This is a genomic window from Rhodococcus sp. 14-2470-1b (genome assembly GCF_002259415.1).
GTDB lineage: Bacteria > Actinomycetota > Actinomycetes > Mycobacteriales > Mycobacteriaceae > Rhodococcoides.
Map to the genome: position 1 here is coordinate 220,622 of NZ_NPFY01000019.1, position 19,660 is coordinate 240,281.

The following is a 19,660-nucleotide window of genomic DNA, read 5'->3' on the forward strand; positions in this document are numbered from 1 at the left end:
GGTGACGGACGCAGTCGCGTAGCTCGAGAGCGTCGAGCTGTCGTATCCGTACGTGGTGGGTACGCTCGGTGCATGACTCTGATCGCGGAGGATCTGTTTCTGGTTCTGGTCGGCGACGTGACGGGTAAGCCGATCGTCGACAGTACGAAATTTCCGCGTGTGCTGGCGGGTGCATTGGTGCTCGAGCTGGCCATGAACGGCGCCGTACGCATCACCGCGAAGGGGGAGGCGGTCAAGGACGGCAGGCTCGTGGTGTCGGGGCCGCCTCCGCAGGATCCGCTTCTCGCGCGGGTCCACGCGTTCATCGGAACCGAGAAGAACCCGCCGAAACCGCAGAAGGTCATCGAGAAGCTGCACAGGAACTTGAAGCAGGAGATCGGGGTCCGCCTGGTACATCAGGGTGCGGTCACGCAGCACGAGGACAGAGTCCTCGGCCTGTTCCCGACGACGTCCTGGCCTGCGCGCGACACCACCCGCACAGCATGGCTCACCCAGTGGATTCACAGCGCGATCGTCGACGGGACGACGCCGTTGCCGGAGATATCGGCCGTGGTGTCGATGTTGTCCGCGATCGACGCCGTCCACAAGGTGTTGCCTGCCGCCGACAAGAGAGCGGCGAAACGTCGAGCGAAGGACATCGCCGAGGGCGACTGGGCGGGCGAGGCCGTCCGGAAGGCAGTGCAGGATGTGAACGCCGCGCTGGCGGTGGCGATCGTCGTCCCCGCCATCGCTGCGTCCGGTAGCTGAGCACTGGGCAGCGGGTCCTGCGATGATCGTGCGATGACGCGATCTCTCGCCATTCTGATGTTCGACGACGTCGAGGTACTCGACGCATGCGGGCCGTTCGAAGTCTTCTCGGTGGCGAACCGAATCACCACGCGGGACGGGGGATTGCGTGCGTTCGACGTGGTGCTCGTCGGAGTCGACGACGGTCCGGTGCATGCCCGCGGTGGCATGCGCATCGCGGTGGACACCACGATCGACGACACCAGGCGTTACGACGTGGTGCTCGTGCCGGGTGGTGTCGTCGACGAGGTACCTGCGGCCGCTGCGGCGTGGATCCACACGCAGTTCGGCACAACGGAAGTGACCGCGTCGGTGTGCACCGGTGCGTTTCTGCTGGCCGACGCCGGGGTGCTGGATGCACGTCCGGTGACGACGCACTGGGAAGACGTCGACGACCTCCGGCGGCGGTGGCCGAGTCTCGATGTCCGCGAGGGTGTCCGGTATCTCGATCACGGCGACATCGCGACGTCCGCGGGCATCAGTGCAGGATTGGACCTGGCGCTGCACCTGGTCTCGCGACTGGTGAGTCCGGACGTCGCAACGAGCACCGCTCGGCAGATGCAGTACGAATGGTCAGACGGTCAGTAAACGCAGGACCAGTGCTGCGACAGCGACGACCGTCAGGAAGGCCGACGGTCCGATGCCTGCGGTGTCCTTGACCCGAAGGTGCGAGATCACGGCCCCGACGAAGTACAGGATGACGCCGACGGCTGCGGCCGCTCCGATGGGCCACCAGAAGAGTCCGACGATCAGGCCGACGCCGCCGGCGATTTCGAGGTAAGCGAGGACAGGAATCTTGTCCGCCGGAACGCCGACCTTCTCCATGATGGGGATGACGGACGGATTCATGGTCAACTTGCCGACTGCGGAGAAGGTCAGTGACACGGCAAGAAAGATCGAAACGACAACGGTTGCAGCGAACATGGTGGTCAGGCCCAATCGAGTGTGTCGGCGGGATCCGATCGCGACAGGCGATCGAACCATGGGTTTTCACCGGGGTGTCCGATGTCGACGACCAGTATGGCCTTCCACCCGCCGTCTGGGAAATAGTCGGCGCGCTCACTGTCCGGGTCCACGACAACCTGTCGCCGCCGGAAGACACGAAAAAGGGGCCCGGTCGAACCGGGCCCCTTTTTCTACTTCTCGCTCAGGAATTCGACTGCGTCTGTCCCTCGTGGGAATCGGCGAATTCGGGAGTGTCGAACACTTCGCCTCCGAGCGGGTCGACGGGACCGCTGTCCGCCGAGTACTCCACTGCGCCGGTATCGGGATCGACCTCGAGCGATTCCGTCGACACTTCGTGCACGGCGAGGACGACTGCGCCGTCGGTGGGTGTTGTCAGGCCGACTTGCGACGGTGCAAGACCGGAGAAGGTCGAGGAGATACCCGCTCCGCGTCGGCGCTTCGGCGCTTCGCTCCCCTCAGCATTCGTGGGCGTTGCGGTGACCCGCACATACCGTGGTGTCGTGGCCACGTCGTAGCGAAACGCCTTGAGCAGCGAGACGCAAGCCAGAACGAGGACTACCGAGAACGGCACCGCCGTCGCGATGGACATCGTCTGGAGCGCGGTCAACGACCCCGCTCCGCCGATCAACAGCAAGACTGCTGCGACGATTCCTTCGAGAATCGACCAGTACATGCGGGTGATCTTCGGTGTGTCCAGGTCGCCACCTGTGGACAGAATGTCGATGACGAGCGATCCCGAGTCCGAGGACGTGACGAAGAAGAAGACGATGACGAGAATCGCCAGCACGCTGGTGATGATGCCGAGCGGCAGACCGCCGAGAAGCTGGAAGAGGCTGGTGTTGGTGTCGACCGCTCCGTCGACCAGCATGTCGCCTTCGTCGCGCTGACGGAGAATGCCCGCGTCACCGAAGATGGTGAACCACAGCGAACCGATGATCGTCGGGGCCAGCAGAACGCCGAAGACGAACTCACGGATGGTGCGTCCACGCGAGATGCGCGCGATGAACATGCCGACGAAGGGCGCCCAGCTCATCCACCAACCCCAGTAGAAGATAGTCCACGCGCCTGCCCAGCCGTCGTCGGCGAAGGGAGACGTACGCAGCATCAGCTCGGGGAGGGCCTGTACGTAACCACCCAGGTTCTGCACCCACGACTGCATCAGGAACAGTGTCGGACCGAGAAGCAACACGAACACTGCAAGACTGGCAGCGAGAACCATGTTGATGTTGGACAGCCACTTCAGACCCTTGGACACACCTGACACGACCGAGAAAGTCGCGAGACCTGTGACGCAGACGATGAGAACAACGATCAGCCAATTGTTGGTCTCGACCCAGCCCAGGTAATCGAGACCGGCCGAGATCTGTTGCACACCGAATCCGAGTGAGGTGGCGACACCGAACAGCGTGCCGACGATGGCGATCGTGTCGATGGCGTGGCCGATCGGCCCTTCGATGCGTGTACGGCCGAGCAATGGCTCGAGGAGCCAACGAATCGACAGCGGCCGTCCCTTTCGGTACGTCATGTACGCCAGGCCGAGCCCGACGACGACGTAGATCGCCCATGCGTGTAATCCCCAGTGGAACAGTGTCAATTCCATCGCCTGATTCGCCGCGGCGTCGGTCGATCCAGTGATACCGCCTGCCTCCGGTGGAACCACGTAGTGAGACAGGGGTTCGGCGACTCCGTAGAACACGAGGCCGATACCCATGCCGGCACTGAACAGCATCGCGAACCAGGAGAGGACGCCGAACTCGGGTTTCTCGTCGTCACGACCCAGCCGGATGTTTCCGACGCGGCTGATACCGCAATAGACGGCGAACAAGACGAATCCGGTCGCGGACAAGATGTACCACCATCCGACACCGTCCGTGATCGCCGTGTTGAGAGTTTCGAACGCGCCCTCTGCGGTGCCGGCGAAGATGACCGAGAACGCGATCATCGCGAAGATGATGATGGATGCGGGGATGAAAACGGGCTTTTTCAGCCCTTTCCAAGCCTCGGCAACCACGTTGGGTCGTTTTTCTGAGTTCACTGCCGCTGTCGTCCTCACGTTTTCGTATGCGATACGTGGACGGCGGACGATGCTGAGGTGGCAACCGCGCCGGGCCGACCACATCGGTTCTCGTGCTTTTTCATGTATTCGGTCAAGTGCCGGTAAACACGATAACCGACCTGTTCGACTCGAGCGAATTCGGCGTTCGACCGAGAACTCGCTGACGTGGCGATCTGCCATTAATGTTTCGTCGTGCCGCAAACAACGACGGTGGTGGTCCTCGCACTCGGTGCAGCGCTGTGCATCGCAGTCGGGACAGTGGTTCGGCAGCGCACGGCAGCGCAGGTTCCGGTGGAGTCCAACGGTGCGCTGGGGCCCATCGGGTCGCTGGTCAAGCAGCCGATCTGGTGGGTGGGGACCGTCGTCGGGATCCTCGGCTACGCGCTCCAGGCGGCCGCGCTCGGGATGGGATCGCTGCTGCTGGTCCAGCCTCTGCTGGTGCTGTCGTTGCTGTTCGCGCTTCCGCTCGGCGCACGGTTTGCGCATCGGACGATCTCCGCCGCCGAGTGGATGTGGGCCGCGGCTCTGACCGCCTCGGTGGCGATTCTCGTCGTGGTCGGGGACCCGAAGCCCGGAGTGGAGAGGGCCGAGGCTCGGCACTGGATCGTCGTCTGCCTGATCGGACTACCGTTCGTCGCACTGTGCGTCCTTGCGTCGCGTAAGGCGAGCGGTCCTCGAAAAGCGTTGCTGCTCGGCATCTCCGGGGGTGCACTGTTCGGCGTCGCCGCCGTGCTGACCAAAGGCGTGGTCCACCTCGTGAGCCGCGGAGTCGTTCCTCTGTTGACCTCCGTCGAGTTGTACGCGCTGATAGCCGTGGCGGTCGCGGCGATCACCCTGCAGCAGTCCGCTTTTCAAGCCGGCGCTCTGCAGGCATCGCTTCCCGCCACCACAGTGATGGAACCGGTGGTGGCGTCCGCGCTCGGGTTCGTGGTCCTCGGGGAGTACCTCGCCACGGGCAGAGGAGGCGGTGCGGTCCTCGTGGTCGCTCTCGTCGCGATGGTCGCCGCCACGGTTGCACTCGCCCGATCGTCGGCACGCGACGAAGCGCCCGCAGTGAACTCGCCGTGACCCGCGGCCGCTTGTCGCCGGGACAGACGTTCGCCGGATACACGGTCGAACGGCTGCTCGGGGTGGGTGGGATGAGCGAGGTGTACCTCGTCGACGGCCGTGAGACGCTCAAGATTCTCGATGCCGACGCGTCGGGTGACGAGCATCTCCGGGCGAAGTTCGTCATGGAGGCGGAGATCGCGGCGCGGCTCCATCACCCGAACATCGTGTCCGTGCACGCTCACGGCGAGTTCGGCGGCCGGCTCTGGATGACGATGCACTACGTCGAGGGATACAGCGCGGCGAGGCTCGTCGCACGCGGCCAGATCGCCCTGGACGTCGACCGTGCTGCCCGCATCGTCAGCGAAGTGGCGAAGGGCCTGGACTACGCCCACGGTCAGGGCGTACTGCACCGCGACGTGAAACCGTCGAACATCCTGATCAGTACCGAACCCAGCGGCGGTTTCGAGCAGGTGATGGTGTCGGACTGGGGGATCGCGCGGTTCCTCGACGCCGGGCCGGTTGCGCGAGGCGGATCGGTCTTCGCGTCCATCCAGTACGCCGCGCCGGAACTGCTGCGCGGTGAGCGTCTGTCCGCCCGCACCGACATCTACGCGTTGGGTGCAACGCTCGTGGAATTGCTCACCGGCAAGCCCCCGTATCCTCTCGCGACGCCGCTCGCGATCACGGACGCCCAGCTGAACGCGTCGCCTCCGTCGGTGACCGCGCGCCGACGAGACCTGCGGAAGGGGCTCGACGGCGTCGTCGCAACCGCGTTGGCCAAGAAGCCGGAAGATCGTTTCGCGACGTGCAAGGAGCTCAGTGATGCCGTCGCCGCCGCCCTTGCTGCCCCCGCTCCGGAGCCCCCGCCCCGAAAGTCGCCCTTCGGGGCGGGGTGGCGTCGGAGGTTCTAGTTGTCCGGCCCGTCAGTTGTCCGGCCCGTCAGTTGTCTGGGTCGTCAGTTGTCTGGGTCGTCGTCGAGTGGTCTGTTGGCGACGACGGGGTACTGCCCGGTGTAGCCGAGACGTTCCTCGGCGACGGCGAGGACCTTCGTCCGCACCAGGAACCAACCGCCGATCAGTGCCGGGATGATGACGACGAGGGTGGCGATCGTCCACGACCCGATCGGCGCGTCGAAGGCCATCAGAACCAGCACGCCGAACAGGAACACCAGCGTCGCGTAACTGGTGTACGGAGCGCCGAAGAGACGGAACTTCGGACGCTCGAGGATGCCCTTCTTGGACCAGCGGTAGAGCTGGATCTGGCACAGCACGATCGTCGCCCAACTCGCGATGATGCCGAGGGCGGACATGTTGAGCACGATCTCGAACGCCTCACCCGGTGCGATGGCGTTGAGCGCGACGCCGAACAGCGTGATGAAGCACGTCAGCAGAATGCCGCCGAACGGAACGCCGCCCTTGGTCATCTTCTTGGTGAATTCCGGGGCGCTGCCGTTCATGGCCATCGAACGAAGGATGCGACCCGTCGAGTAGAGGCCGGCGTTCAACGAGGACAGAGCAGCGGTGAGCACGACGATGTTCATGATGGTGCCTGCGCCGCCGAGGCCGATGCTCGAGAAGAACGTCACGAAAGGTGATGTTCCTGCTGTGTACGCCGTGTACGGGAGCAGCAGCGCCAGCAGGACGAGTGAGCCGACGTAGAACAGCGCGATACGCGCGATCACCGAGTTGATCGCGCGCGGCATGATCTTCGCCGGGTTCTCGGTCTCACCGGCGGCGGTGCCGACCAGTTCGACGGCGGCGTACGCGAACACGACGCCGGAGATGACGATGACCAGCGGCCACGCACCCGACGGGAACAGCCCGCCGTTGTCGGTGATGAGGCTGATGCCGGGCATCTCACTGCCGACGGGGATGCGTCCGGCGAGGAAGACGATGCCGACGATCAGGAACGTCACGAGCGCGACGACCTTGATCATCGCCGCCCAGAACTCCATCTCGCCGAACCACTTGACCGAGACCAGGTTGAGGCTCATGACCAGCACGAGTGCGATGAGTGCAATGACCCACTGCGGGATTACCTCGAACGATCCCCAATAGTGCATGTAGGTGGCGACGGCCGTCACGTCGACGATGGCCGTCATCGCCCAGTTGAGGAAGTACATCCAGCCTGCGACGAATGCGGCTTTCTCGCCGAAGAATTCACGGGCGTACGAGACGAACGATCCCGACGACGGGCGGTGCAGGACCAGTTCGCCGAGGGCGCGGAGAATGAAGAAGACGAAGATGCCGCACAGGGCGTAGGCGAGGAACAGGCCGGGGCCTGCGCTGGCGAGTCGCCCACCTGCGCCGAGGAACAGGCCGGTGCCGATGGCGCCACCGATGGCGATCATCTGGAGCTGACGAGGTTTGAGGCCCTTGTGGTAGCCCTCTTCCTCGTGGTCCATGGCGGAGTTGTCGTACTTCGTGTCGACCGAATCGGACATGTGACGATCCTTGCTGTCGATGCGTGTATGGGTGTTTTGTCCGAAATGACTAGTGGTGAATGTTGCTGTCCCCGAACGTTATTTCCGTATTGCATCGAGCCGAAAGGCGTGGAATGTAAACAACGCGCCTGCATGTAAACAGTGCGTGAAAGCGTGAGCATCTGCTCGAGCCCAGCCGTGGCGTCGGACTCGGCCGCGCTTCTGCGCCGTAGGCGAACAGTTCGGCGACGACCTTGCACTCGCCATGGTCGAGTGCTAGAAATGCAGTTGGCACTCGCGCCTTGTGAGTGCCAGGTCGGGACGGTGAGGCTGGGAATCATCGACACCCCTGGTCGTCCGTCGCGGGCACCGAACTCGGCCGAGCAAGTGCAGAAGAGCGACTGAACACGGTCGCTCTGCGCAATTGGAGCGACCCGGCAAGCGGTCGCTCTGCGTGTCACCCCCTATCCGGAGGATCACTTCGCAATGGCCAAGATCATCGCGTTCGACGAAGAGGCACGCCGTGGCCTCGAGCGAGGCCTCAACGCCCTCGCCGACGCAGTAAAGGTGACGTTGGGCCCCAAGGGTCGCAACGTCGTGCTCGAGAAGAAGTGGGGCGCCCCCACGATCACCAACGACGGCGTCTCCATCGCCAAGGAGATCGAGCTCGAGGATCCCTACGAGAAGATCGGCGCCGAGCTCGTCAAAGAGGTCGCCAAGAAGACCGACGACGTCGCAGGCGACGGCACCACCACCGCTACCGTTCTCGCCCAGGCACTCGTTCGTGAAGGCCTGCGCAACGTCGCAGCCGGCGCGAACCCGCTCGGCCTGAAGCGCGGCATCGAGAAGGCTGTCGCAGCCGTCACCGAGTCGCTGCTCGCTTCCGCCAAGGAGATCGACACCAAGGAGCAGATCGCTGCTACCGCCGGCATCTCCGCAGGCGACCCGTCCATCGGCGAGCTCATCGCCGAGGCCATGGACAAGGTCGGCAAGGAAGGCGTCATCACGGTCGAGGAGTCCAACACCTTCGGCCTGCAGCTCGAGCTCACCGAGGGCATGCGCTTCGACAAGGGCTACATCTCGGCGTACTTCGCCACCGATGCAGAGCGCCAGGAAGCCGTCCTCGAAGACGCGTACATCCTGCTCGTCAGCTCCAAGATCTCCACGGTCAAGGACCTGCTGCCGCTGCTCGAGAAGGTCATCCAGTCGGGCAAGCCGCTCGTCATCATCGCCGAGGACGTCGAGGGCGAAGCTCTCTCCACCCTCGTCGTGAACAAGATCCGTGGCACCTTCAAGTCCGTTGCCGTCAAGGCTCCCGGCTTCGGTGACCGCCGCAAGGCTCAGCTCGCCGACATCGCCATCCTCACGGGTGGCGAGGTCATCAGCGAAGAGGTCGGCCTCTCGCTGGAGACCGCAGGCCTCGAGCTCCTCGGTCAGGCACGCAAGGTCGTCATCACCAAGGACGAGACCACCATCGTCGAGGGCTCGGGCGACTCCGACGCCATCGCCGGACGCGTCAGCCAGATCCGCGCCGAGATCGAGAACTCCGACTCCGACTACGACCGCGAGAAGCTGCAGGAGCGCCTGGCCAAGCTGGCCGGTGGCGTTGCAGTCATCAAGGCCGGAGCAGCGACCGAGGTCGAGCTCAAGGAGCGCAAGCACCGCATCGAAGACGCAGTGCGTAACGCCAAGGCTGCCGTCGAAGAGGGCATCGTCGCAGGTGGTGGCGTCGCGCTGCTGCAGGCTTCGCCCGCACTCGACAACCTGAAGCTCGACGGCGACGAGGCAACCGGCGTGAACATCGTCCGCGTCGCCCTCGAAGCACCGCTCAAGCAGATCGCGTTCAACGCAGGCCTCGAGCCCGGCGTCGTCGCAGAGAAGGTCCGCAACCTCCCGTCCGGTCACGGCCTCAACGCCTCGACCAACGAGTACGAGGACCTGCTCGCTGCAGGCATCAACGACCCGGTCAAGGTCACCCGCTCGGCACTGCAGAACGCAGCGTCCATCGCGGCTCTGTTCCTGACGACCGAGGCCGTCGTCGCCGACAAGCCCGAGAAGGCCGGAGCGCCCGCAGGCGACCCGACCGGTGGCATGGGCGGCATGGACTTCTAGTCCGTCTCTCGAATCGGCCCGACTCCACTTCGGTGGGGTCGGGCTTTTTCGTGCTCGTGGCCTGGGTGTACGTGTGCCCTGGATGCACACAAATCGGGTTCGCAAGGCCGGATGTGACTCCGGAGCTCGATCTGTGTGCAGCTAGGCGCTGGATGTCTAGGCTCGAGGGATGGCAGCAGCGTCGGAGGCGATCGAACTCGAGGTGGGGGAGCGCATCGTGCGTGTCTCCAACCCCGACCGGGTGTACTTCCCCGAGAGCGGGGCCACCAAGCTCGATCTGGTGAACTACTACCTCGGCGTCGGCGACGGCATCGTCCGTGCTCTACGGGAGCGGCCGTGCATGATGCACCGGTTCCCGAAAGGCTTGGCGGGAGACAAGGTTCACCAGAAGCGTGTGCCGAACGGCGCCCCGGACTGGCTCGGGACCGTGCGGGTGACGTTCCCGCGCTACAACCGAACCGCCGACGAACTGTGCGTCACCGAGTTGGCGCACGTCGTATGGGCGGTACAGATGTCGACGGTGGAGTTCCACCCCTGGAACTCCCGACGCGCGGACGTGGAGATGCCCGACGAGTGGCGCATCGATCTCGATCCCATGCCGGACTGCCCGTTCGATCGGGTTCGCCGAGTCGCCGGCGTCGCCGCCGAGGTCCTCGAAGATCTGGGTGCGACGGGCTGGCCGAAGACATCTGGTGGACATGGGCTGCACATCTACGTGCGGATTGCGCCGGAGTACGGATTCAAGGATGTTCGACGCGCTGCGCTCGCGTTCGCCCGTGAGGTGGAGCGCCGCGCCCCCGACGACGTGACGACGGTGTGGTGGCGCAAGGACCGCGATCCGACGAAGCTGTTCGTCGATTACAACCAGAACGCGCGGGACCACACCATTGCCAGCGCTTACTCGGTGCGAGGCAATCAGCAAGCGACGGTGTCGACGCCGATTTCCTGGAACGAGGTGCCGGACGTCGATCCGCGTGACTTCACGATCTTCACGGTGCCGGAGCGGTTCGCGACACTCGGCGACCTGCACGACGGCATCGACGAGGCGGTGTTCTCGCTCGACCCCTTGCTGGAGTGGGCAGAGCGCGACGAGCGAGAAGGGCTGACGGAACCGTCGGAGTAACCGATTCGAGTCTCCATCGTTATCCGTGATCGGTTAATGGCTTCGTAAAACAGACCGATAGGACGGGTAGACGAGTGGGCGCGCGGCCGGCTCGGGACGAGGAGAACCGATGTCCGTCGCTCGAAAGACTGCACTTGTTGCTGCACTGTCTGCTGTCTTGGCTGTAAGCGCCTGCTCCGGCGCGGATTCCGACGCTGCTGCACCGGACGGTGCTGCAACAACCGACACGTCGGCCGTTGCCACGACGGAGGCAGCCGCGCCGCCGTCGCAATCCGACGTCCAAGCTGCGCCGACACCCGAGCCCCAGCAGCAGGCCGCGGCGTCGGCGACGACGCGGACACCCGAGGAAGTGTCGGATCTGTTCCCGTGGAATCAGCCGCGGCCGAGCCTCGATTCCGGCAATGTCGACCCGGCACTGTTCGCTACCGATCTGTACCAGTACAACTTCACCACGCCCTCGGGCAATGTTCAGTGCGGGATCTGGGCTGGGGGATCACCTGCAGGCCAGGTGGGTTGTCAGGCGCAGACGAGTGTCGCGCCGTTCGAAGGCCGCACATGCACCAATGCCGAGAACGACAAGTACGCAGTGCGGGTCAACGACGTTGGGGCGCAACACATCTGCACGACGCAAGGGATCTACACGGCCGACGAACCTCGAGTGCTCGAATACGGTCAGGTGTTGTCCGCGGTCGGCGTGGTGTGCGAATCCGACGAGATGTTCGGCGTCACCTGCTGGGGAACCGAAGGCGCGTTCATGTTCGCGCGTGACTGGAACGTGAGCTGGAGCTAACGGCGGAGCGATTCCACGGCGCCCCGGACGGCGTCGAGGTGCGCGGCCATGGCCTCGGCGGCCTTCTCGTAGCTGCCGGACCGAATGCCCTCGACGATGAGGTCGTGTTCGGTATTGGACTTCTGCTGGCGTCGGGCGACGAGGTTGAGCGTCTCCGATTGGCGGGTGAGCGCGCCGCGGATGTCGACGATGATCGCTTCGAACACGCGGTTCTTGCTGGCTCGGGCGATGGCGGTGTGGAATTGGCCGTCGAGCAGAACCCAGGCCTGGTGGTCGTCCTCGCCTCGCATTTCGTCGGTGAGCCCTTCGAGGACGGCCAGGTCTTCGTCGGTGCGACGCTCGGCTGCCCAGCCGGCCGACGGGATTTCCACGTGGGGGCGGGCTTCCATCAGTTCCCGGGCGTCGTAGTTGCCGATGTCGAGATCGCCGGTGACGCGATCTCGGGTGACGAAAGTGCCGCGGCCCGTTTTGGTTTCGGTGAGCCCGAGTGCGTTGCACGATCGAAGTGCCTCTCGGATCACGGATCGGCTGACGGCGTATCTGGTGGCCAGTGCGCTCTCGGCGGGGAGTCGTTCGCCGATGGCGATCTGGCCGGCGACGATGGCGTCGCGGATGTCGGCGAACACGGCCTCTGCTGCGCTCAGTCTCGTTGCGGTCGGCTGACTGACCGCCCAGCTGTCCGACAGGTTCATGTCTGAATAGTCCTCTTCCTGCGGCGGGGGAGTCAAGGTGACGGTTGACGGACGGACGTGTCTTGGTTCACACTCTAACCTGTCAGACAGCCGGACAGCCGGACATCAGAAGGAGCAGGACGTGGTGGAGACTCGAATCGAGAAGGACCTTCTCGGTGAACGCGAGATACCCGCGGAGGCGTACTGGGGCATACACACCCTGCGCGCTCTGGAGAACTTCCCCATCACGGGACGTTCGATAGGTACCAACGCCCACCTGATCCGCGGCCTGGCTGCCGTGAAGTGGGCCGCGGCCTCCGCCAACGAGGATCTGGGGATTCTCGACGCCACCCGAAGTGACGCGATCCGTCGGGCATGCGACGAGATTCTGGACGGGCAGTGGCACGACGAGTTCGTCGTGGACGTCGTTCAGGGCGGTGCGGGCACCTCCACCAACATGAACGCCAACGAGGTGATCGCCAACCGGGCGCTCGAGATTCTCGGTCATGCGCACGGTGACTACAGTCATCTGCATCCCAACGAGCACGTCAACGCCAGTCAGTCCACCAACGACGTGTACCCGACGGCCGTGAACATCGCGACGATCTATGCGGCTCACGAGCTGATCGAGTCCATGAAGTTTCTGCGCGACGCGTTCCGCCGCAAGGCATCCGAGTTCGCCACCGTCGTGAAGATGGGACGCACTCAGTTGCAGGACGCGGTTCCGATGACGCTCGGTCAGGAGTTCGGAACGTACGCGATCATGATCGACGAGGATTGCTCGCGGCTGGAGGAAGCTGCGCTGCTGGTGCACGAGATCAATCTCGGTGCAACGGCCATCGGTACGGGTCTCAATGCACCCGCCGGATACACCGCGGCCGCATGCGAGCATCTGCGCGCCAAGACGGGCCTTCCGCTGGTCACGGCGACCGATCTGATCGAGGCGACGCAGGACGTGGGGCAGTTCGTTCACTTGTCCGGCGTGCTCAAGCGGATCGCGGTGAAGCTCTCGAAGATCTGCAACGATCTGCGTCTGCTGTCCTCGGGTCCTCGGGCCGGTCTGAACGAGATCAATCTGCCTCCGATGCAGGCGGGTTCGTCGATCATGCCGGGCAAGGTCAACCCGGTGATCCCGGAAGTCCTCAATCAAGTGGCTTACGAGGTGATCGGCCACGACGTCACCATCACGATGGCCGCCGAGGCGGGGCAGCTGCAGCTCAACGCCTTCGAGCCGATCATCGTGAAGTCGCTGTCCGAAGGCATGGCGCATCTCGGCGCAGCCTGCCGTACCGTCGCGACGCGATGCGTGGACGGCATCACCGCCAACGCCGATCTGCTCCGCGAGCGTGTGGAGAACTCCATCGGCCTCGTCACCGCACTGAGCCCGTACCTCGGTTACGTCGAGTCCACGACGATCGCCCAGGAGGCGTTGGTCAGTGGCCGCAATGTCGTCGACCTCGTGCTCGAGAAGAAGCTACTGGCCCGTGAAGAACTGGATCGTCTGCTCAGCCCGCAACATCTCGCCAATCTCCGCGTCGCGCCTGCACCGCACGCCGATGCCCCCGAAACTTCGACAAGGTAGCCGCACATGACAGTCGACACTCGACATTCGGAAGACCTCGGATACCGTAAAGCTCTGGTACCGAGACAGATTCAGATGATCGCCATCGGAGGTGCGATCGGAACCGGCCTCTTCATGGGCGCAGGCGGACGGTTGCACGACTCCGGTCCGGCCCTGGTGCTCGTCTACGCTCTCTGCGGGTTCTTCGCTTTCCTGATCCTCCGCGCGCTCGGCGAACTGGTGATGCACCGACCGTCGTCGGGAAGCTTCGTGTCCTACGCACGCGAATTCTTCGGGGAGAAGATGGCGTTCGCGGCCGGCTGGCTGTACTGGATGAACTGGGCCATGACGGCCGTGGTCGACGTGACAGCGGTTGCGCTGTACATGAACTTCTTCAAGAAGTACTGGGCGCCACTCGGAGATGTGGACCAGTGGGTCTTCGCGCTGATCGGCCTGGTTCTCGTACTCGGTCTGAATCTGGTGTCGGTCAGGGTCTTCGGAGAGCTCGAGTTCTGGTTCGCGCTCATCAAGGTTCTCGCCTTGGTCACCTTCCTGGTCGTCGGCGTGTACTACGTCATCTTCGGAACTCCCATCGACGGTCAGGCTCCAGGCTTGTCGGTCATCACCGACAACGGCGGACTGATCCCCAACGGGCTGCTGCCCGCGATCGTCGTGGTGCAGGGCGTCGTGTTCGCGTATGCGTCGATCGAGCTCGTCGGCACCGCGGCGGGAGAGACCGCGAACCCGGAGAAGGTCATACCCAAGGCGATCAACACGGTGATCGTCAGGATCCTGGTGTTCTACGTGGGTTCGGTGCTACTGCTGTCGCTTCTGTTGCCGTACAGCGCATATCACGCAGGGGAAAGTCCGTTCGTCACGTTCTTCGGCGCGATCGACGTGCAGGGCGCCGACGCCATCATGAACCTCGTGGTGCTCACCGCAGCACTGTCCTCGCTGAACGCCGGGCTGTATTCGACGGGCCGCATCCTCCACTCGATGGCCGTCGCCGGATCCGCACCGAAGTTCGCGGCTCGGATGAACAAGGCCGGAGTTCCCTACGGCGGAATCGCCTTGACAGCGTTGGTGGCGCTCGCCGGCGTCGGACTCAACGCTGCAGTACCGGCACAGGCGTTCGAGATCGTGTTGAACTTCGCGGCCCTCGGTATCATCAGCGCATGGGCGGTGATCATTCTGTGTCAACTGAAGCTGTGGTCGCGCTCTCGCTCGGGAGACCTCGCCCGGCCGAAGTTCCGGATGTTCGGCGCTCCCTACACCGGTATCGCGACGTTGGTCTTCCTCCTCGCCGTGTTGATTCTGATGGCGTTCGACAAGCCGGTCGGTACCTGGACCATCGCGTCGATCCTGATCATCGCACCGTTGCTCGTCGGCGGATGGTTCCTGTGCCGCAATCGGATTGCCGCAGTGGCCGAAGAACGAGAGGGATGACGGCTTGTCTCACATTGCCCTGCTGACAACAGGCGGAACCATCGGGAGCAGCCGCGACGAGGACGGCATCTCGAGGCCCGGCTCCGTGGGTTTCGACCTGCCGGGCGAAGTACGGGTCCGCACCCTGATGTCCAAGGACAGCTCGGCGTTCGACTTCGCGGACCTGGACCGCATCGTCGACGCCGTGTTCGACGAGCTCGACGACCCGGCCTGCCTGGGTGTGGTGGTGCTGCACGGCACGGACACGATGGAAGAGTCCTCGCTGTTGGTGGATCTGTTCCACGGGGACCCGAGGCCCGTGGTGTTCACCGGTGCACAGCGCACGTCCGACCACGCGGACGCGGACGGTCCGGGCAACGTCGCCGCGGCCGTCGACGCCGTTCTCGACGAGGCGAACCGTGGCCGCGGTGTACTCGTCGTGTTCGGTGGACGGACGCTGCCTGCGCGGGGACTGTCCAAGTGGCACACAACGGAACTCGACGCATTCGTCAGCTCCGGTGAGCCGCGCGATGTCGTGCCTCGGACTCCGATCTCCGGTGTCCGCGTGGACATCGTGGCGCTGTACCCCGGCGCCGACGCAGTGGCCATCGACGCCTTCGTCTCCGCGGGCGCTCAGGGCATCGTGCTCGAGGCCACCGGGTCCGGGAACACCAATCCGTCCGTCGTGGCGGCGGTGAAGAGCGCGGGTGTACCGGTCGTCGTCACCACTCGCGTGCCCGTCGGGACCATCGAGCCCACGTACGGCGGTGGCGGCGGCGGAGCGGATCTCGTGGACGCCGGGGCCGTGTTCTCGCCGTTGCTACGCGCAGGCCAGGCGCGGGTGGTGCTCGCGGTACAGATCGCACACCGGGCCTGACGCTCCATTATCGGTCGATTCCGGGCAAGATCGGTCGTATCGGCCTCCAAAGTGGAGCGTCAGGCCCGCCTACAGTTCCGATTCGCCCCAGGTCGTGACGTTCACGCTGTCCCCGACGGAGAGTGTGCCGCCGTCGACCACGCTGAATTTCGCGCCGAAGGCAACGCCCTTCTGCCGTGCCTTTCGGTACGTGCCGAGGGTTTTCAGTGGTTCGCGTCCGTCCCGCACTCCGCGCGCCTGGTCGACAGTGGTGACGGGGCAGCGGATCGCGAGTTTGGTGTAGGCGAGCTCTGTCTCTCCGATCGAGACGTCGCGGACGAGGTCCTCGGTGTGGGGGTCGTCCCAGCCGGTGACGACGATGTTCGGCCGGAATCGATTCATCGGAAGCGGCGCGTCCATCCGGGTGTTCAATCCGTCCAGCGTGGACTCCGAGAGGATGTGGACCGCGGAGCTGTCCGCGAATGCCGCTGTCCCTGGGGTGATTCCGTCGGTGACGCGGTGGAAGTCGGAGGGGACGGCAACCAACCGCGACGCCTCGCCGACGACCTCGCTCAACCACGACGCGACGTCGTCGCCCTGATCGATGCCGAGGAACGGCGCGCGGAACATGGTGACGTCGATCGGCCGTGACCGTCGATCGATCGTGCAGGTGACCGATCCGAATTCCTCGTGCGTGAGCGTCAGTTCGTCACCGTCGATCGACGGCGTCACCACGGCGAGGACGGGGTCGCTGCGTTGGCTGCGGAACGCGAAGTCGTCGTCGACGATCATGAATTCTCGATCGTGTTCGATCCCGCGGACCGTCATCCGTGCGGTATCGAGTGACTGCCCGGCGCAACCCTTGACCGGGTAGCAGACCAATTCGGACACTGTGGCACTCCGACCTGTGGCACTCACACCGGCGAGGATACTGGGGGCCATGACACGTGCATTGTTGGTAGTCGATGTTCAGAACGATTTCACCGAAGGCGGTGCTCTCGGAGTCGTGGGCGGTGCAGATGTCGCGCGTCGGATCAGCGGACTTCTCGCGCGGCAGGGCGACACGTACGACGTCATCGTCGCATCGCGTGACTGGCACGATGCCGACAGTGACAACGGTGGCCACTTCGCCACCGACGAGCAGCCCGACTTCGTGACGACGTGGCCGGTGCACTGTGTTGCGGGCACTGCCGGCGCCGAGTACCACCCGGAGTTCGCGACGGACTCGGTCGACGTGCATGTCCTGAAGGGGCAGGGCGAGGCGTCCTACTCCGCGTTCGAGGGCAGCACCGAGGACGGCACTGCGCTGCGAGACGTGCTGGATGCCAACGAGGTCACCGACATCGACGTCGTCGGCATTGCGACCGACTACTGCGTGCGGGCCTCCGCCCTGGACGCGATCCACCATGGCCTGACCGTCCGAATTCTGACCGAGTTCGTTGCAGGGGTCGCGCCGGAGTCCTCCGAGACCGCCCTGAAAGAACTGTCCGACGCCGGTGCCGTGCTGGCCTAGGGCGTGTCGATGGTGGTCGTGATCGACGTGACCGACGGTGCCGCCGGGGTACTGCCGAACCCGAAAGTGACCGGGGGAGTGACGGGCGTCAGGTGGCCCAGGTCATCGCCGCGCCAGGACGCGGAGGCGCCGATGATTCGGTGTTGGTGCTTCGCGCCGTAGTACTCGCGCCTGTCGTTTCCTGCACTGCCGCGGGTGCGTACACCTCGGAGGACGACCCGTGCGATGGGATCGGAGATGCGGCAGAACCACGGTGCGGTGGAGATGGAGGACGGGACCACCGCGAGGAGTGCGCCGAGTGCGGTGGAGCGTCCCGTTCTCAGGGTGAGTCGTAGGGCGTCGGTGTTCACGGTCACCGTGTCGCCGACTCGCGTGAAGACGACCGGGGTCAGTGACACGTCGTCGAACGTGTATGTCGCGGTGACGAATTCGCGTACGTTGTCGTCCGGTGCGAGCAGAAGGCGGTGGCCGCCGGAGAACTGGATCATGACGTCGGTGAACTCTCCGAGCGGAGATCGGGTCCAGTGCCCGACGACGATGCGTACGCCCGACGAGGTACCTACTCCGAATATCTCACCGTGAAACCGTGATCTTCCCATCACACCGACTGTAACCCTGCGGCGTTGTTCTGGGTGCATGATGGATTCATGGCGTCCACGCGTTCCGATTCGCAGCAACCCACGATCTTCGTCCTGTTCGGTGCGACAGGCGACCTTGCCAAGCGCATGGTCCTGCCGTCGTTCCATCAACTCCATGTCGAAGGACTGCTCCCGGAGGAGTGGCTTCTCGTCGGCAACGGCAGGCACGACACGTCCGACGACGAGTTCCGGGATCACGTGCGTAGTGCACTCGAGGAGTTCGGCTCAGGGGCGGACGACTGGGATTCGTTCTCCGAGCGAATTCGGTTCGCAGGCAACGGGTTCACCGTGGACGACCCGGGTGATCTCGTCGACGTCGTCGCGAAGGCTCGTGAGGACATCGGCGACGCGCAGCTCGTGCACTACATCGCACTGCCGCCGAGCACGTTCGAGGATTACACGGCCGCGCTGGGTGCACACGGCCTCGCCGACGGCGCACGGGTGGTGTACGAGAAGCCGTTCGGCACGTCGCAGAAGGCATTCGAGCAGCTCGACAAGGCTGTGCACGACGTGTTGGACGAGAAGCAGATCTACCGGATCGATCACTTCCTGGGCAAGGAAGCGACGCAGAACCTGCACGTGCTGAGATTCGCGAACGGCATGATCGACGGGATCTGGAACTCCGAGCACGTCGAGCAGGTGCAGATCGACGTACCGGAAACGCTGAACATCGACGACCGGGCCGAGTTCTACGACAGCACCGGTGCCGTACTGGACATGCTGGTGACGCACCTGTTCCAGGTTGCCGCGGAGGTCGCGATGGAACCGCCCGCGACGCTCGATGCGGAGGACCTGCAGTCCGCGCGTGAATCCGTCATCGGGTGTTTCAAGCCGATCGACACCTCCGAAGTGGTGCTCGGTCAGTACGACGGGTACCGCGACGTCGAGGGCGTGGCCGACGATTCGATCGTGGACACGTTCGTCGCCGCGACGCTGTGGGTCGACACCGACCGATGGCGTGGAGTCCCCTTCTTGCTGCGCACCGGAAAGATGCTGGGGGTCGGTGCCCAGCGTGTGTCGCTGGTGTTCAGGACTCCGGCGAACAGTCCAGTGAAGGACCTGCCCCGCGACGGTGCGGTGTTGTCCTTCGACCTGTCCGGCAACGGTGCGATCGACGTCGCGATGACGGTGAAGGAGCCGGGCCCGGACTTCGACCTGTCCGTCGGCCACCTGTCCCTGCCGCTGCCGTCGGTGCCCGATGCCGAACCGTTGTCCCCCTACTCACGTCTGATCCTCGACGTGCTGAACGGAGACCGGTCGCTGTTCACCCGGCCCGACGGCTTGGCTCACGTGTGGGAGGTCGCCGCGCCGCTGCTGAACGATCCTCCCGCAGTGAAGTCGTACGCACCGGGGTCGATGGGACCGAAGGAGGCAGACGACCTCGCCGCGCCGTGCGGTTGGTTGGTGCACTGACCGCTGTACCAGGTGGAAGGTCAGCGCTGGGGCATCAGCATCCACGCCGCGAGGTAGACGAGGGCGACGGTGCCGGCCGAGACGAATGCACCGATGACGGTGAGCACTCGAACGAGGTTCGGGTCGATCTCGAAGTACTCGGCGACACCGCCACACACACCGGCGATCATCTTCTGCGAGTCGGAGCGAACGAATTCCTTGGGGGCGTTGGTGTAAGTCATGACACGAAGTCTGCGCGATGTCAGGGCCCCGGCACATCGGGAACAACCCCCATCTCG

19 protein-coding genes and 1 pseudogene are annotated in these 19,660 nt (G+C 64.5%); 12 read left to right on the plus strand and 8 right to left on the minus strand.

Going from position 1 to position 19,660, the window contains the following annotated elements:
* Positions 1 to 72: 72 nt before the first annotated feature.
* Positions 73 to 747, plus strand: coding sequence for a GPP34 family phosphoprotein (locus CH293_RS15370; RefSeq protein ID WP_094720706.1), 675 nt, complete (start codon positions 73 to 75; stop codon positions 745 to 747).
* 33 nt (positions 748 to 780) lie between these two features.
* Positions 781 to 1,374, plus strand: coding sequence for a DJ-1/PfpI family protein (locus tag CH293_RS15375; RefSeq protein ID WP_094720707.1), 594 nt, complete (start codon positions 781 to 783; stop codon positions 1,372 to 1,374).
* Here the strand turns inward: CH293_RS15375 and CH293_RS15380 are convergent.
* From CH293_RS15380 to CH293_RS15390, 3 genes and pseudogenes are all read right to left on the minus strand, one after another.
* Complete coding sequence (locus tag CH293_RS15380) at positions 1,360 to 1,770, minus strand: DoxX family protein (RefSeq protein WP_255122872.1); 411 nt, start codon at positions 1,768 to 1,770, stop codon at positions 1,360 to 1,362. The genes CH293_RS15375 and CH293_RS15380 overlap by 15 nt on opposite strands.
* Positions 1,716 to 1,838: pseudogene (locus tag CH293_RS28590) on the minus strand (malonic semialdehyde reductase); the annotation flags it as partial. The gene CH293_RS15380 and the pseudogene CH293_RS28590, both read right to left, overlap by 55 nt.
* Before the next feature lie 95 nt (positions 1,839 to 1,933).
* A complete protein-coding gene (locus CH293_RS15390) occupies positions 1,934 to 3,787 on the minus strand; it encodes a BCCT family transporter (RefSeq protein ID WP_094720708.1) in 1,854 nt (617 codons plus the stop codon).
* Between the two features lie 231 nt (positions 3,788 to 4,018).
* On the opposite strand from CH293_RS15390, the gene CH293_RS15395 reads away from it, so the two are divergent.
* Complete coding sequence (locus CH293_RS15395) at positions 4,019 to 4,876, plus strand: DMT family transporter (protein WP_094720709.1); 858 nt, start codon at positions 4,019 to 4,021, stop codon at positions 4,874 to 4,876.
* A complete protein-coding gene (locus CH293_RS15400) occupies positions 4,873 to 5,769 on the plus strand; it encodes a serine/threonine-protein kinase (protein ID WP_094720710.1) in 897 nt (298 codons plus the stop codon). The genes CH293_RS15395 and CH293_RS15400 overlap by 4 nt, the downstream gene beginning before the upstream one ends.
* A 44-nt stretch (positions 5,770 to 5,813) precedes the next feature.
* Here the strand turns inward: CH293_RS15400 and CH293_RS15405 are convergent, their stop codons facing one another.
* Entirely contained in the window at positions 5,814 to 7,301 is a 1,488-nt protein-coding gene (locus tag CH293_RS15405; RefSeq protein ID WP_094720711.1) for an amino acid permease, read from the minus strand.
* A gap of 465 nt (positions 7,302 to 7,766) precedes the next feature.
* Here CH293_RS15405 and groL point away from each other — a divergent pair, with 465 nt between their 5' ends.
* The 3 genes from groL (at position 7,767) to CH293_RS15420 (ending at position 11,305) form a co-directional block, all read left to right on the plus strand.
* Positions 7,767 to 9,392: a chaperonin GroEL gene (gene groL, locus CH293_RS15410; protein ID WP_026348058.1), complete on the plus strand. Its 1,626-nt coding sequence runs from the start codon at positions 7,767 to 7,769 to the stop codon at positions 9,390 to 9,392.
* A 169-nt stretch (positions 9,393 to 9,561) separates the two neighbouring features.
* Complete coding sequence (gene ligD, locus CH293_RS15415; protein ID WP_094720712.1) at positions 9,562 to 10,515, plus strand: non-homologous end-joining DNA ligase; 954 nt, start codon at positions 9,562 to 9,564, stop codon at positions 10,513 to 10,515.
* 109 nt (positions 10,516 to 10,624) lie between these two features.
* Complete coding sequence (locus CH293_RS15420) at positions 10,625 to 11,305, plus strand: hypothetical protein (protein WP_094720713.1); 681 nt, start codon at positions 10,625 to 10,627, stop codon at positions 11,303 to 11,305.
* Here the strand turns inward: CH293_RS15420 and CH293_RS15425 are convergent.
* Positions 11,302 to 11,997 carry a FadR/GntR family transcriptional regulator gene (locus CH293_RS15425; protein WP_094720714.1) on the minus strand — a complete coding sequence of 232 codons (696 nt, stop codon included), beginning with the start codon at positions 11,995 to 11,997 and terminating at the stop codon, positions 11,302 to 11,304. The genes CH293_RS15420 and CH293_RS15425 overlap by 4 nt on opposite strands.
* Positions 11,998 to 12,118: 121 nt before the next feature.
* On the opposite strand from CH293_RS15425, the gene aspA reads away from it, so the two are divergent.
* Genes aspA through CH293_RS15440 form a run of 3 tightly spaced genes read left to right on the plus strand, consistent with a single transcriptional unit; the run spans position 12,119 to position 15,839 of the window.
* Positions 12,119 to 13,558, plus strand: a complete 1,440-nt coding sequence (aspA, locus tag CH293_RS15430) for an aspartate ammonia-lyase (RefSeq protein ID WP_094720715.1) — start codon at positions 12,119 to 12,121, stop codon at positions 13,556 to 13,558.
* A gap of 6 nt (positions 13,559 to 13,564) precedes the next feature.
* Positions 13,565 to 14,983: an amino acid permease gene (locus CH293_RS15435; protein ID WP_094720716.1), complete on the plus strand. Its 1,419-nt coding sequence runs from the start codon at positions 13,565 to 13,567 to the stop codon at positions 14,981 to 14,983.
* A 4-nt stretch (positions 14,984 to 14,987) separates the two neighbouring features.
* Complete coding sequence (locus CH293_RS15440) at positions 14,988 to 15,839, plus strand: asparaginase (protein WP_037164629.1); 852 nt, start codon at positions 14,988 to 14,990, stop codon at positions 15,837 to 15,839.
* 69 nt (positions 15,840 to 15,908) lie between these two features.
* Here CH293_RS15440 and CH293_RS15445 read toward each other — a convergent pair whose 3' ends face one another.
* Positions 15,909 to 16,736 carry an MOSC domain-containing protein gene (locus CH293_RS15445; protein ID WP_255122873.1) on the minus strand — a complete coding sequence of 276 codons (828 nt, stop codon included), beginning with the start codon at positions 16,734 to 16,736 and terminating at the stop codon, positions 15,909 to 15,911.
* Between the two features lie 22 nt (positions 16,737 to 16,758).
* On the opposite strand from CH293_RS15445, the gene CH293_RS15450 reads away from it, so the two are divergent.
* Entirely contained in the window at positions 16,759 to 17,331 is a 573-nt protein-coding gene (locus tag CH293_RS15450) for an isochorismatase family protein (protein ID WP_037114016.1), read from the plus strand.
* Here the strand turns inward: CH293_RS15450 and CH293_RS15455 are convergent.
* Positions 17,328 to 17,930 carry a hypothetical protein gene (locus CH293_RS15455; RefSeq protein WP_037114017.1) on the minus strand — a complete coding sequence of 201 codons (603 nt, stop codon included), beginning with the start codon at positions 17,928 to 17,930 and terminating at the stop codon, positions 17,328 to 17,330. The genes CH293_RS15450 and CH293_RS15455 overlap by 4 nt on opposite strands.
* Positions 17,931 to 17,978: 48 nt before the next feature.
* Between CH293_RS15455 and CH293_RS15460 the strand changes: the two genes are divergently transcribed.
* The gene (locus CH293_RS15460; protein WP_094720783.1) at positions 17,979 to 19,382 is read left to right on the plus strand and encodes a glucose-6-phosphate dehydrogenase (NADP(+)); all 1,404 of its coding nucleotides are present in this window, start codon (positions 17,979 to 17,981) and stop codon (positions 19,380 to 19,382) included.
* Positions 19,383 to 19,402: 20 nt separating this feature from the next.
* Here the strand turns inward: CH293_RS15460 and CH293_RS15465 are convergent, their stop codons facing one another.
* Complete coding sequence (locus tag CH293_RS15465) at positions 19,403 to 19,603, minus strand: PspC domain-containing protein (protein WP_019666597.1); 201 nt, start codon at positions 19,601 to 19,603, stop codon at positions 19,403 to 19,405.
* Between the last annotated feature and the right edge of the window lie 57 nt (positions 19,604 to 19,660).